This is a genomic window from Micromonospora sp. URMC 105 (genome assembly GCF_051386295.1).
GTDB lineage: Bacteria > Actinomycetota > Actinomycetes > Mycobacteriales > Micromonosporaceae > Micromonospora.
The window spans coordinates 77,303-92,004 of the sequence record NZ_JBPQTL010000002.1; the positions used below are offsets into that span (position 1 = coordinate 77,303).

The 14,702-nt window shown below is 73.9% G+C and carries 5 protein-coding genes; all 5 read left to right on the forward strand.

All coding sequences use genetic code 11. The features are described from left to right. Positions 1-776 precede the first annotated feature (776 nt). Genes ACSNN7_RS00990 through ACSNN7_RS01010 form a run of 5 tightly spaced genes read left to right on the forward strand, consistent with a single transcriptional unit; the run spans position 777 to position 14,699 of the window. Positions 777-7,778, forward strand: coding sequence for an SDR family NAD(P)-dependent oxidoreductase (locus tag ACSNN7_RS00990; RefSeq protein WP_436678569.1), 7,002 nt, complete (start codon positions 777-779; stop codon positions 7,776-7,778). Between the two features lie 29 nt (positions 7,779-7,807). Continuing rightward, positions 7,808-12,382, forward strand: a complete 4,575-nt coding sequence (locus ACSNN7_RS00995; RefSeq protein ID WP_436678640.1) for a beta-ketoacyl synthase N-terminal-like domain-containing protein — start codon at positions 7,808-7,810, stop codon at positions 12,380-12,382. Further along, a complete protein-coding gene (locus tag ACSNN7_RS01000; RefSeq protein WP_436678570.1) occupies positions 12,337-12,642 on the forward strand; it encodes a phosphopantetheine-binding protein in 306 nt (101 codons plus the stop codon). The genes ACSNN7_RS00995 and ACSNN7_RS01000 overlap by 46 nt, the downstream gene beginning before the upstream one ends. Positions 12,643-12,654: 12 nt before the next feature. Further along, positions 12,655-13,530 carry an alpha/beta fold hydrolase gene (locus ACSNN7_RS01005; RefSeq protein WP_436678571.1) on the forward strand — a complete coding sequence of 292 codons (876 nt, stop codon included), beginning with the start codon at positions 12,655-12,657 and terminating at the stop codon, positions 13,528-13,530. Continuing rightward, positions 13,527-14,699, forward strand: a complete 1,173-nt coding sequence (locus ACSNN7_RS01010; RefSeq protein ID WP_436678572.1) for a glycosyltransferase — start codon at positions 13,527-13,529, stop codon at positions 14,697-14,699. The genes ACSNN7_RS01005 and ACSNN7_RS01010 overlap by 4 nt, the downstream gene beginning before the upstream one ends. Positions 14,700-14,702: the final 3 nt, after the last annotated feature.

Consider the following 14,702-nt stretch of genomic DNA (forward strand, 5'->3'; position numbering starts at 1 on the left):
TGTTGTTTTCGGGCCACCGGCGTACGGATGTGGACGCCATGGCTGCCGTTGAACCAACGTGTTCCCTCAGCTATTGGGCGCCTTCGAGAAACCTCCGATGGACGGCCACCCGCCGTTCACATTCGGCGGTCCCGCGTAATATTGATGGTGATCCGTCGAGTGAATGTCGTTCAGCCGGCCCGCCGGACCGGTGAGTCCTCGTCGTGAAGGTAGAGTCACGCACTGACCGCGTGCCGGCAGTCGTCACCAGCGCCGCAGTGGCTCCCACGTTCGCCGGTTCTGCCGCCGCGGACGGCATCGAGTCGCACGTCGGCCAGCTCTCCAGGCGGGCAAGACCGCGTGCAGACGTGCGCTGACCTGCTGTGGGGAGGGTTCGCAAGCCGCAGGTGCGCTCGGCGTCGGCAGCGGCCCAAGACCAAGTTGGATGTTGTTCAAATGTTTTCTTCAGACTGATTTGAAAATTCATGACTGGCTGTCCGGACCGAACCGCCCGCAGGTGGTCGGCCGGCTGGTGGAGCGGCGCCGACGGGCCGTGCCTGCTGGGAAGATCACGCCGACCACTATCTCAGCTCGACTACCTCCTCGACGATCTACATTGGCGTATGCCAATGCCTTATACCAAGCATCCGTCAATGTCACAAGTCTTATTGGCGTTCCCTACCCTCTGGTAACGTCCGGTCCCCAGCCGGAGCCATGAGAGCCACGACAGACCGTTTCCGGCGTCACCTGTTCACCCATCAGGCGAAGGTCCGTCCTGTGACGGGAAGGGGCTCACCATGGCAATCACCTCCGACCGGGACCTCGTAGTCGGAGTCGGCGTCGGTGACGAACCAAACCCCCGCCTTGTCGCCGCCGTCGCCCGTGGCGGCGGGTTGGGGGTCCTCAACCTCACCGGCGAACCCGAACGACTCCGGAGAGCCCTTGCCGATGCGGCCCGGTGGGCGCCGGCCGGGTTCGCGGTACGGGTCCGCCCCACCTGCCCGGTGGGCCCGGCCCACCTCCCGGCGCAGGCGCACACCGTACTCATCGACGTCCGCGACCTGCCCCACCTACCCGACTGGGCGCCGGTGAGAAGCGGCCTGCGGACCTTGGCCGAGATCGTCTGCCCCGAGGAGGCGGCGCAGGCCGCCGCCGCGGGCGTCGCCGGGTTGGTCGCCCGCGGTCACGAAGCCGGCGGACGCGTCGGTCAGCTCACCAGCTTCGTCCTGCTACAACACCTGCTGGCCGCCGGCCCCGCCGGCCGGGGTGCCGGAGCCCTGCCCGTCTGGCTGGCCGGTGGCATCGGTCCGCACACCGCCGCCGCCGCGGTCGCCGGCGGAGCTGCCGGCGTGCTGCTCGACACCCACCTCGCCCTGGTCGCCGAGGCGGAGCTGCCCCAACGCGTCACGGCCGCCATCCGCGCGATGGACGGCACCGAGACGGTGGTGATCGACGGCTACCGCGTCTACACGCGACCGGATCTGCCCGTGGCCGATCTCGCGGCCGGCCCCGGCGGGCCCGGCGCCGTGCTCGGCGTCCGGGACCTGCACCGGCAGCTGCTACCCGTGGGGCAGGACGCGCCCTCCGCAGCAGCGCTGGCCGGCCGGTACCGCTCCGCCACCGGCGTGGTCGCCGCCGTCCGGCGTGCGGTGCGTGACCAACTCGCCGTCGCGGTGGCCCAGCCCGCTCTGGCCCCCGGCAACGGACTCGCCGGCGACGGTCGGCTGCGCTACCCGGTGGTCCAGGGGCCGATGACCCGCGTCAGCGACCAGGCGAGGTTCGCCGCCGCGGTGGCCGACGCCGGTGGCTTGCCCTTCCTGGCGCTGGCGCTGATGTCGGGGGAGCAGACGCGTCGGCTCCTGGCCGAGACCGCCGCGCAGCTCGGCGACCGCCCCTGGGGCGTCGGGTTGCTCGGCTTCGCCCCGGCAGAACTGCGTGCCGCACAGATGTCGGCCGTGCGCGAGGTGCGACCGCCGTACGCGCTGATCGCCGGTGGGCGGCCCGACCAGGCGGCACCGCTGGAAGCCGCCGGCACCGCCACCTTCCTCCACGCGCCATCACCGGGGCTTCTCGACCAGTACCTGGCTCAGGGCGCGCGCCGCTTCGTCCTCGAGGGCGCCGAGTGCGGGGGCCATGTGGGCCCGAGAACCAGCTTCGCCCTGTGGGACATCGCGGTGCAGCGGCTGCTGGCGTACGGCGATCGCCTGGACGACGTGCAAGTGCTGTTCGCCGGCGGCATCCACGACGAACGGTCGGCCGCGATGGTCGCTGCACTGGCCGCGCCGCTGGCGGCCCGCGGCGCCGCCATCGGCGTCCTGATGGGTACGGCGTACCTCTTCACCACGGAGGCCGTCGCGGCCGGCGCGATCGTGCCCGACTTCCAGCGGGCCGCTGTGGAGTGCACCGAGACCGTGCTGCTGGAGACCTCACCCGGACACGCGACCCGCTGCGCCCGGACGGAGTACGTGACAGCCTTCTCGCTGACCCGACAACGGCTCGCCGAGGCAGGGACGCCGGTCCAGGACGCGTGGGCGGAACTCGAGCGACTCAACCTCGGACGCCTCCGGGTCGCCAGCAAGGGACTGCGGCGTGAAGGCGACTCACTGGTGCCGGTCGACGCCGCCACGCAACGCCGCGACGGAATGTACATGCTGGGCCAGGTGGCGGCGTTGCGCAGCGAGACCACCACCGTCGCCCGACTCCACCGGCAGGTCACCGAAGACACCGCGGCGCTGCTCGGCGATCGCCTCGTGCAGCTCGGTCCGGTCCCGTCCGGCCCGAGCGGGCCGCCGGTGATGACCGAGCGGACGCCGCTGGACGTGGCGATCGTCGGTATGTCCTGCATCCTGCCGCAGGCCGCCGACCTGGCCGAGTACTGGTCCAACGTGGTCGGCGGCGTCGACGCGGTGACCGAGGTGCCGGCAGAACGGTGGAACGCCGGCATCTACTTCGATCCGGAGGCGTACGCTCGGGACCGCCGGGACGCAACTCCCTCGAAGTGGGGCGGCTTCCTGCCGCGCGTCCCCTTCGACCCGTTGTCCTACGGGATCCCGCCCGCGTCGCTACCCAGCATCGAACCGGTGCAGCTACTGTCGCTGGAGGTGGCGGCCCGGGCTCTCGCCGACGCCGGCTACGCCGAGCGGCCGTTCGACCGCGACCGCACCTCGGTGATCTTCGGAGCCGAGGCCGGTCACGACCTGGCCACCGCCTATGGCTTCCGGGCGCTGCTGCCCGGTCACCTGGGTCCGCTGCCGCCGGAGCTCGACAGGCACCTGCCACGGCTGACCGAGGACTCCTTTCCCGGCGTACTCACCAACGTGATCGCCGGGCGGATCGCCAACCGGCTCGACCTGGGTGGAGTGAACTACACCGTCGACGCCGCCTGCGCCGCCTCGCTCGCCGCCCTGGACCTGGCCTGCAAGGAGCTCCGTACGAACAGCAGCGACATGGTCCTCTGCGGCGCCGCCGACCTGCACAACGGCATCTACGACTATCTGATGTTCGCCTCGGTGCGGGCGTTGTCGCCGAGGGGGCGCTGCGCCACCTTCGCCGCCGACGCCGACGGCATCGCCCTGGGCGAGGGCGTCGCGTGCGTGGTGCTCAAACGCCTCGCCGACGCCGAGCGGGACGGCGACCGGGTCTACGCGGTCGTCAAGGCGGTCGCCGGTTCCAGCGATGGCCGGTCACTCGGGCTGACCGCCCCGCGTCCCGAGGGGCAGCGACGGGCGACCGAGCGCGCGTACCAGGCCGCGGGCGTCTCGCCGGCCGAGGTGGGCATGATCGAGGCGCACGGCACGGGAACGGTCGTCGGAGACCGGACGGAGCTGGCCACGCTCACGGAGCTGTTCACCGCGGCCGGCGCCGCGCCCGGCAGCTGCGCCCTGGGCTCGGTGAAGTCCCAGCTCGGTCACACGAAGTGCGCGGCCGGCCTGGCGGGTCTGATCAAGGCCGCGCGGGCGGTGTACACCGGCGTCCGGCCGCCCACCCTGCATCTCGGCGCACCGAACCCGTACTGGGACGTCGCGCGGAGCCCGTTCGTCTTCGACACCGCCGCCCGGCCGTGGCTGGCTCCGCCCGACGAACGAGTGGCGGGGGTGAGCGCCTTCGGCTTCGGCGGGACGAACTTCCACACCGTCCTGGCCGGCTACGGCGGGGCCGGGGAGCCGGCGCAGGCGTTGGATCAGTGGCCGGCCGAACTGTTCCTGGTGCGTGGCGCAGACCGCGCGGACGCGGTCCGGCGACTCGACCGCCTGACCGGGCTCGTCGCCGCCAACGACGGGGCCGGGCGGCCCTGGCGGCTGCGCGACCTCGCGTTCACCCTCGCGACCGGGGCGCTCGGCGCCGCCCACGCCCCGGTCCAGGTCGCGTTCGTCGCGCGGGACCTGGCAGAGCTGGCCGAGAAGCTGGTCACGGCGCGCCAGTTTCGGACCGACCTGCGGTCGGGCCTGTTCGTCGCCCCGGAGTCGGAGGACGGTGCGGCGGGGACGGTGGCGTTCCTCTTCCCGGGGCAGGGTAGCCAGCGGCCGGGAGCGATGGCGGACCTCTTCGTGGCGTTCCCGCGGCTGCGGGAGCTGCTGGTCGGTTCCGCCGCCCGCTACGCCGACGCGATGTTTCCCCCTGCCGCGTTCGATCCCGACACCGAGCGGGCGCGCCAGCGGACGCTGGCCGACACCCGCGTGGCGCAGCCCGCCCTCGGGGTGCTGGGCCTCGCCGCACACCAGGTGCTCGGCACCCTCGGGGTACGGCCGGACCTGGTCGCCGGCCACAGCTACGGCGAGCTGGTCGCCCTCTGCGTCGCCGGCGTATTCGGCCCGGAGACGCTGGTTCGGCTCAGCGACGCCCGAGCCGAGGCGATCCTCGCCGCCGCCGGCGATGATCCTGGCACCATGGCGGCGGTGGCCGCCGCACCGGACCGGGTGCGGCAGGCGCTGGCCGGACATCCCGGCGTGGTGGTGGCGAACCACAACGCCCCGACGCAGACGGTCATCTCGGGCCCCACCGCCGCGGTCGACGCCGCCCTGGGCGAGCTGGCGCGTCAGCGCCTGACGGCGCGTCCGCTCCCGGTGGCCTGCGCGTTCCACAGCCCCGTCGTGGCCGCCGCGGCGGACGCATTCGAAGCCGTACTGGCCGACCTGGAGCTGTCCCCGCCGGGCATGCCGGTCTGGGGAAACAGCGATGCCGCACCGTACCCGGCCGACCCGCCGGCGGTCCGCCGCACCCTGGCCCGGCAACTCGCCGCGCCGGTACGCTTCGTCGAGCAGATCGAGGCCATGTACGCCTCCGGTGCCCGCGTCTTCGTCGAGGCCGGTCCCGGCGCCGTGCTCACCGGGCTGGTCGGCGCGGCACTCGGCGACCGCCCACACACCGCGGTGGCCCTGGACCGACCCGGGCGTCCGGGCCTGCCGACGCTGCTGGCCGCACTGGCCGAACTGGCCGTGACCGGGGTCCCGGTGGACCCGGAACCGCTGTTCACCGGCCGGGACGCAGCCGTGGTCACCGCCGCCGAGGTACCCCCGCGCCCCGGCTGGACCGTCGACGGACACCTGGTCCGCACCGCCGACGGCGAGCCCGTGCACGGCGGCCTACGCCCGGCCGCGGTGGTCGCCACGCCCTCCACGGCCCCAGCCGTCCCGGTCGACCCCCGCCCCGACGCCGCCGTGCTGGAGTTCCTTCGAAGCAGCCGCGAACTGATCGCCGCCCAACGGGACGTGGTACTCGGCTACCTGGGCGCCGGTTCCCGCCCGCCCGCCGCCGGCACCGTCGGGACGGACGGGCTCGGCGTCCCTGCTGCCGACGCGTCGGTCGACGAGCCGGACGGCACGGCCCGGACGAGCCGGCCCCCGCGCGGCACCGACGCGGCCGATGGGACACCGATGCCCGGGAGCGTGCGCGACCTGGTGATCGCCACCGTCAGCGCCCGGACCGGGTACCCACCGGACATGCTCGACCCGGGGTTGGACCTGGAGGCGGACCTGTCCATCGACTCGATCAAGCGGACGGAGCTCATCGGGGAGCTCGCCGACCGGCTGGGCTTCGCCGGGCGCGGCGGCCGCCTCGGCGACGGGGTCATCGAGGAGCTGGCTCGGATCAAGACCATCGACGGCATCGTGTCCTGGATCGACGCCCGTACCGGCGCCACCGCCCCGGTGGATGCGGTCCCGGTCGACGTGAGCGCTCCCGATGCCGGGGCAGCGGCCAGGTCGACGTCAGCGGGGACGGGTACGCCGGGGCCAGTGTGGGTGGAGCCACCTCGGTCGCCGGCCGACGGCGACACCGGGCGGGCGGGGCCGGGGGCGCCCACGCCGCTGCGTCGGTTCACCGTGGCCGTCACGCCGGTGTCGCGGCCGCCGGCAGCCGCACCGGGGGCGCTGGCCGGCAGCACGTTCGCGATCGTCGGCGACGGTTGCGGCGTGGGGCTGGAGCTCACCGACCTGCTGGAGGAGCGCGGCGCGCGGGTCCTGCTCCGGATGTCCGATGAACGGGCCGAGGGCATCGACGGGTTGGTGTACCTCGGCGCGCTCGGTGGCGGTCAGCAGCCGGTTCTGCCGGCGGCGTTCCCCACCCTGCGGTCCGCGGTGCTGGGTGGCGTCCGCCGGCTGCTGGTGGTGACCGGGTCGGCGGGCACGTTCGGCCAGGACTGGGACGGCGAGCCGGCCACCGACCCGGCAGCCGGGGCGGGCCTGCGTGGATTGGTCCGCACGATCGCGCAGGAGTTTCCGGACCGGCTGGCGCGGGTCGTCGACGTCGATCCCAAGCAGACGCCGCGGGCCATCGCCCGTGACTTGTTGGCCGAGCTGGGTACCGCCGAATCTCCCGTCACCGTGGGTTACACCAGTGGTGCTCGGACGGCGTTGCGGGTGGTGGAGCGGCAGCTGCCACGTGAGACCGTGCGGGAGGGAGGGTCGACGGATCTGTCCGCCGCGTGCCGCGCCGCCGGTCTCGGGCCGGAGTCGGTGGTCCTGCTAACCGGAGGCGCCCGTGGCATCACCGCCACCGTCGCAGTCGCCCTCGCGGAGGCGGCCGGCTGTCACATCGTGCTGGCCGGGCGTACCGCACCTCCCGCCGGCCCGCCCGACACCGAGGCGATGGCGGCCGCCGACGAGCCGGCGTTGCGCGGGCTGCTGGCCGCGCGTGGGCTGCGGGGACCGGCGGAGGTGGCACTCGCCGCCCGTCGACTGGCCGCCGAGCGGCAGGTCCGGGACACCCTCGACCGGTTGGCCGGCACCGCGGCCTCGGTACGCTACGTCGGTCTGGACGTGCGGGACCGCGCGGCGGTGCGGCAGCTCGTCTCCGAGGTTCGTGACCGGCACGGGCGCCTCGACGCGATCGTGCACGGCGCCGGCGTGTGCGCGGACCGGCTGCTGGCCGACAAGACCCCGGAGTCCTTCGCCGAGGTGTACGCGACGAAGGTGGACGGTGCGCGTGCCCTCGCCGACGCCGCTCCGCCAGGCCTGCGCTACCTGCTGCTGTTCGGCAGTGTCTCCGGCGTGTTCGGCAACCGCGGGCAGGTCGACTACGCGGCCGCCAACGACGCGCTGGACACCCTCGCCCGTGCCTGGCACGGCCGCGTGGCCGAACGGGTGCTCAGCGTCGACTGGGGGCCCTGGTCCCCGGCCGGAGGCGGAATGGTCACGCCCGAGCTGGCCCGCGAGTACGACCGCCGGGGCATCGGGCTCATCGACCCGGCCGAGGGGGTGGCGGCACTCGTCGCCGAACTGGCCTGGGGGCCGGCCGACCAGTGCCAGGTGGGCTTCGTCGCGGCTCCGCTGTCGGCCTTCGACCCCGGTGCCGCGTGGTGAGCCGGCGGCACGGGCCACCGGCCGACGCCGTGGCGATCGTCGGGATGGGAGCGGTATTTCCTGGTGCGGGGGATGTCCCGACCTTCTGGCGGAACATCCTCAACGGGGTGGACGCCATCGCCGACGTGCCGCCGTCGCGCTGGGACCCGCAGCTCTTCTACGATCCCCGGTCCTACCACGGGCCACCCGCGGCGGACCGGTTCTACTGCCGGCGAGGCGGTTTCGTCGACGAGGTGGCCTCATTCGACCCGATCCGGTTCGGGATCATGCCGGCGGCGGTTCCCGCCACCGATCCCGACCAGCTGTTGGCGCTCCGGGCCGCCGCCGAGGCGATCGACGACGCGGGCGGCCTGGAACGACTGCCCGATCCCGGCCGGATCGGCGTCATCGTGGGCCGTGGCGGCTACCTGACTCCCGGGATGGCCCGGCTCGACCAGCGGGTACGCACCGTCACCCAGTTGCTGGCCACGCTGCGTGACCTGTTCCCCCACTTCCCGGCCGACCAGCTCGACCAGGTCCGCACCACGTTCCTGCAGCGGCTGGGGCCTGCTCAGCCGGACGCCGCCGTCGGACTGGTGCCCAACTTCGCCGCCTCCCGCATCGCCAATCGGTTCGACCTGCGTGGCCCCGCGTACACGCTGGACGCCGCCTGCGCCTCGGGTCTCGTGGCGGTCGACGCCGCCATCCGTGAACTCCACGCCGGTCGCTGCGACGCCGTGCTCGCCGGAGCGGTGCACGTGTGCCACGACCCGACCTTGTGGAGCGTCTTCACGCAGCTACGCGCATTGAGCCCGAGCGAACGGATCCGGCCCTTCGACCGACGTGCGGACGGCACCTTGATGGCGGAGGGGACCGGTGTCATGGTTCTCAAACGGCTGGCTGACGCCGACGCGGACCGGGTCTACGCGGTGGTGCGCGGTGTCGGTGTGGCCAGTGACGGCTCCGGTGGCAGCCTGGTCAGCCCCGCCGCCGACGGGCAGGTGCTCGCGTTGCGGCGGGCCTGGCAGGCCGCCGGCCTGGACCCGAGACGTGCGGACGCGGTGGGCCTGATCGAGGCGCACGGCACCGCGACGCCGGTCGGTGACGCGGTCGAGCTGCACACGCTCGCGCGCGTCTTCGGCACGCCGCAGGACGGCCCGCCGATCCCCCTCGGCACGGTCAAGTCGATGATCGGTCACGCGATGCCGGCGGCCGGCGCCGCCGGGCTGATCAAGGCTGCGCTCGCACTGCACCATCGGGTCTTGCCATCGACCCTGCACGTCGAACAGCCGCACCCCGGCTTCGCGGCGACCCGCTGCCGGCCTCTCGGACTCGCGACCGACTGGGGGCACGGCGACGGGCCCCGGCGGGCCGCGGTCAACGCGTTCGGCTTCGGTGGCATCAACGCCCATGTCGTACTGGAGGAGCCGCCGACGGCGCCGGCGGTGGATCTGCCGCCCCGGTCCGTGGCGGCGTCGCCGGCCGGGACCGACGACGCCGGCGAACCGGTCCTGTTGCTGGCGGGCGAGAATCCGGACGCCATCGCCAGGGCGCTGGACGCGCCCGACGGCTTCCTGCTGGACCGTGCGGCACGGGGCATTGACCTGCTGCGGGCCGGAACCGATCCCACTGCCTGGCCACCGGCGTGCCGGCTGGCGATCGTCGGACCGACACCGCGGCGGCTGGCCCTGGCCCGCGCGGTGGTGAAGCGGGACCGGGCGTGGCGTGGGCGCGAGGACGTGTGGTTCACCCCCGACCCGCTACTGCCCGCGGAGGGCGGTGTCGCTTTCCTCTTCCCCGGCTTCGAGCCCGGGTTCGCGCCGCGCGTCGACGACATCGCCGACCACCTCGGGTTGCCCCGGCCCACGCTGACCGGCGGCGACGATCTGTACAGCCGATCCGCGGACGTGCTCGCCGTCGGTCGCCTGCTGGCGGACGCGCTGGCCGTGCTGGGTCTGCGACCCGACCTGGTCACCGGACACAGCCTCGGGGAGTGGACGGCGATGGTGGTAGCCGGCTGCTTCCCCCGAGACGCGGTCGACGCCTTCCTCGCCTCCCTGCGTCCGGGAACGGTCTCGGTGCCGGACGTGGTGTACGCCGCGGTCGGCTGCGCCGCCGACCGGGCGGCGGCCGTCGCGGATGCGGGCGTGGTCGTCTCCCACGACAACTGCCCGCACCAGGCGGTGCTCTGCGGGCCGCCGGAGGGCATCACGGAAGCCCTGCGGCGGCTGCGTGCCGACGGGGTCCCAGGGGAGGTGCTGCCGTTCCGCTCCGGGTTCCACACGCCTGCGGCGGCGCGCTACCTCGCCGCCGTGCGAGCCTCCTTCGATGTGCTGCCGGTGACTCGACCGCACGTGCCGGTGTGGTCGGCGACGACGCTCGCGCCGTACCCGGACCGGCCCGAGCAGGTGCGGGATCTGATCATCAAGCATCTGCTGGAACCGGTGCGCTTCCGGGGGCTGGTGGAGCGACTGCACCAGGTCGGAGTGCGCGCCTACGTCCAGGTCGGCCCAGGCAGCCTCACCGGATTCGTCACCGACACCCTCGGTCGCCGCGAGCACCTCGCGACCGCCGCCCAGGCATCCGGACGCAGCGGCCTGGCACAGCTCAGGCGGGTCCTGGCCGCGCTCTGGGTCGAGGGCCGCCAGCCCCGCTGGGACCGACTGCCGACCCCGGGTGGCGGAAGCGGCGCGTCGTCGGCGTCCCAGACGCTCGCCCTGATGACGACGGACACGGGCGGTGCCGGCCCGCGCGCCCCCCGCGCGGCCGTCGGCCCGCCGGTGCCGTTGGCACTGGGAGCGCCGATGGTACGTCTCGACGAAACGGCGCCGTTCCCGCCCCGCCCGGCGACGTCAGGCCCGATCGAGCGGCCCGGTCCGGCCGGCACGGACCCGGTCCTGGCCGAACTCGACGCGCTCCTGGCAGAGGCCGGTGGCGCCGCACGGCTGGTGGCCGACGCGTGGCGGACCGCCCCGGTGGCACCGCAGGGTGGCGCCGGAACGGCCGGCGTACCACAACCCCCAGCTCCGGCGTGGCGCCGCGCACCTGCCCCCGCAGGACCGGGGAGTACCGCGGTGACGGCGGTGGAGTGCTCGCTGGCGGCCATGCCGCACCTGCTGGACCACAGCCTCATACCACAGCCGGCGGAGTGGGCGGAGCCGGACGACCGCTTTCCGGTGGTCCCGATGACCGGCCTGCTGGAGTTGATGGCCGACGCCGCGCGGCACGTGCTGCCCGGACGCGCCGTGACCGGCTTCGAGCAGGTACGGGCCATGCGGTGGCTGGCCGTGTCGCCACCGACCACCGTGACCGTCCGGGCCGTCGTGGACGGTGTGGACCGGGTCCGGGTCAGCATCGAGGGGTATGCCGGCGGCACCGTGCTGTTCGCGGACGCTTACCCCCCTGCTCCGACCGGCGAGGGACCGCAACTCCGCGACGAGCGGCCGGCGCCCGTCACCGCCGAGGCGTTGTACGGCGACGGTTGGATGTTCCACGGTCCGGCCTTCGCCGGCGTCACCCACATCCACGGCGTCGCCGAGGACGGGATCCGGGGCACCCTGACCGCGCTGCCCGCCCCAGGCGCGTTGCTCGACGCCGCCGGCCAGCTCATCGGCCATTGGATGCAGGTCAGCGCCGACACCGACCAGGTCGTCTTCCCGACCGGCATCGAGCAGGTCCGATGGCACGGGCCGCCCCCAGCCGTCGGCGAGCGGCTGGACTGCGTCGCCCGGGTCACCGAACTGACCGCCGAGCGGATGCGGGCCGACCTCCGCCTGACCGACCGCGCGGGCAGGCCCCGGGTCACCCTCATCGGTTGGGACACGCACCGCTTCTCCACCGACGACGTCATGTGGCGGCTCAAACAGCACCCGGGCACGGTCGGTGCGGCCGAGCCGCAGTCCGGCGGCTGGTGCCTGGTGCGGGAACGCTGGCCGGACACCGCCACTCGGGAACTGGTGATGCGCCGCTACCTGGGTGCCGCGGAGCGGGCCGAGTACGCACGGCTGTCGCCGCCCGCCCGACGGCAGTGGCTGCTCGGTCGGGTCGCGGTCAAGGACGCCGTGCGCACCGACCTGTGGCGTGTCGGCGCAGGCGATCTGTACCCGGTGCAGGTGGTGGTGAACGGCACCGGTGTCCGGGCACGCGGGCCCGGCGGCGAGTCGTACTCAGTCTCGCTGGCGCACGCCGGTGCGGTCGCCGTCGCGATCGCCGTGCCGGAAGGCGGACCGGCCGTCGGCATCGACCTGGCGCCGGTGCTCGCACGCGACGACGCCACCGTCACGGCTGCCCTCACCAGGGACGAGTGGGAACTCCTGCATCGGCTCGCCGGGGTGGGGGAGCACGACCGTGCGGAGTGGCTCACTCGCCTGTTGACGGCGAAGCGCGCCGTGGGCACGGCGCTCGGCACTGGCGTGGACGGCACCGCCGGACAGCCCGTGGTCACGGCGGTCGACCGGGACGGCGGTGTGGTGTCGAGCGGGCCCGACCGGCAGTACCGGGTTCGCCAGCGCTGTCTCGACGTGGCCGGGCAGACGTACGTGGTGGCGTGGACCGAGGTGGACAACCAAGGGGAGGACGTGTGTCCGAGGATCGGAGTCGCCACGCGCGGCTGCTTGCCGAACTGACCGAGATGCTGGTGGAGGTGATGGGCGACGACGTCCTGCTGGCCGTCGAGATCGGACCCGACACGCGCTTCGACGCCGACCTGGCGATGGAGAGCATCGAACTCGTCGCTCTCGGCGACCTGCTTCGACAGCGGTACGGAGAGCACGTCAACCTCGCGGCCTTCATCGCCGGGATGGAGATCGACGAGATCATGGCGCTGACCGTCGGTCAACTGGTGGCGTACCTGTCGGAGCGGCTCGACGCCGCCCGGACGGCGTGAGGCCGAGGGGACATGGCCGACGTCGTCGCGCGGGGGGTGCGATTCCACGTGCAGCGGCTGGCCCCGGCGGGGAGGGTGGGGGCTTCGACACCGGTTGTGGTCTGCCTGCACGGCCTGGTCATGGACAACCTGTCCAGCTTCTACTACACGCTGGCCGGGCCGCTGGCCGCCGCCGGGGCGGATGTCGTGCTCTACGACCTGCGCGGGCACGGCCGCTCCGCGCGCCCACCCAGCGGCTACACGCTCGACGAATCGGTCGCCGACCTGGTCGCCCTGCTCGACGCGCTCGGTCTCCGGCAGCCGGTGTACCTGGTCGGCAACAGCTACGGGGGAGCGGTGGCACTCCGCGCGGCGGCCGTCCGGCCGGACCGGGTCGCCGGCCTGGTGGCGATCGAGGCGCACGCCATCGGCGACGGGGCCGGCGAGTGGATCGAACGGATGAGCAACACGCTCACCGTGACCGCCCTCGGCCTGGCGTACGACGACATGCCCGGTCAGTTGCGGTTGCTGGGGAACCGCAAGCTGGCCCGGTCCGCCCGGCTGGCCGACGCGCTGCTCAACGGCACCACGCTGATCGACGATATCGCGGCGACCCCGCCGATGGCGGGTGCCGACCTGTCCCGGATCGCCCGACCCGTGCTGGCCATCTACGGTGCCCTGTCCGACCTGGCCGAGGCGGGACGGCAACTGGCCCGCGAGGTCCCCCATTGCACGCTGTGCGTGGTGCCGGGTCAGGCGCACACCGTGCTGCGGGAGGCCACCGCGCTCGTCCGGGGCCTCGTGCTGGAGTGGCTGGCACCCCGTGCCGGCCTGCCGGTCCGGGCCGCGACCGGCGCGGGCGGGGGCCAAGCCACCCCGGCGTCGACTCCCCGGGACGGGTCGGGATGAGCCGATACCTGTTCGTGGTGCCTCCGCTGACCGGGCACGTCAACCCGACGGTCGCGGTCGGCGCCGAGTTACGCCGTCGCGGCCACGACGTTGCCTGGGCGGGCCGCGCGGAGATCCTTCGCCCACTGCTCGGCCCTGCCGCACGGCTGTACGACGCGGGAGATGCCGAACTGGACGAGCTGTTGTGGGCATCGCGGGAGCGCTGGCTCGGCCTGCGCGGTGCCGGCGCGCTGAAGTTCCTGTGGGAGGAGTTCCTGATCCCGCTCGCCCGGGCGAGCCTGCCCGGGGTCGCCGAGGCGGTGCGGGCGTACCGCCCGGACGTGCTCGTGGTCGACCAGCAGGCGGTGGCCGGCGCGGTGCTCGCCCGCCGCGAGGGGCTGCCCTGGGCGACCTGTGCCACCACGTCGGGGGAGTTCACCCGCCCGTACGCGGCGATGCCCAAGGTCGAGGCGTGGGTCATGGACTGCATGGCCGGCCTGCAGCGGGAGGCGGGTCTCCCGGCCGAGGACATCGGTGACCTGCGCTTCTCCGAGCACCTCGTCCTCGCCTTCACCTCCCGGAGGCTGCTCGGCGGGGACCGGGTGTTCCCCGACAGTCACGTCTTCGTCGGGCCGGCTCTGGCCGGTCGGTCGGAGCCGCTGGACTTTCCCTTCGAAACGCTGGACCCGGCGCGGCGCGCGGTGCTCGTGTCGCTGGGCACCGTCAACGCCGAGGCCGGCCGGCGCTTCTTCGCCACCGCGGTTGCTGCCGTCGAGCCGTGTGCCGACCGTGTGCAGTTGGTCGTCGTGGCGCCGGCCGACGTGCTGCCGGACCCGCCGCCGCATGTCATCGTCCGCCCGTACGTCCCGCAGCTGCGGCTGCTGCCGCGGCTGGACGCCGTGGTCTGCCACGCCGGTCACAACACCGTCTGCGAGGCGCTCGCGCACGGCCTGCCGCTGGTCGTGGCTCCCATCCGCGACGACCAGCCGATCATCGCCGGACAGGTGGTCGCCGCCGGTGCCGGCGTCCGGGTGCGTTTCACCCGAGTCACGCCCGACCAGATGGGGGCGGCGATCACCGCCGTACTCGACGAACCGTCATACCGCGCCGCCGCGGCCCGGGTGCGCGCGTCGTTCACCGCCGCGGGCGGCGCACCGGTCGCGGCCGATCATCTGGAGAGGCTGCCATGAGGG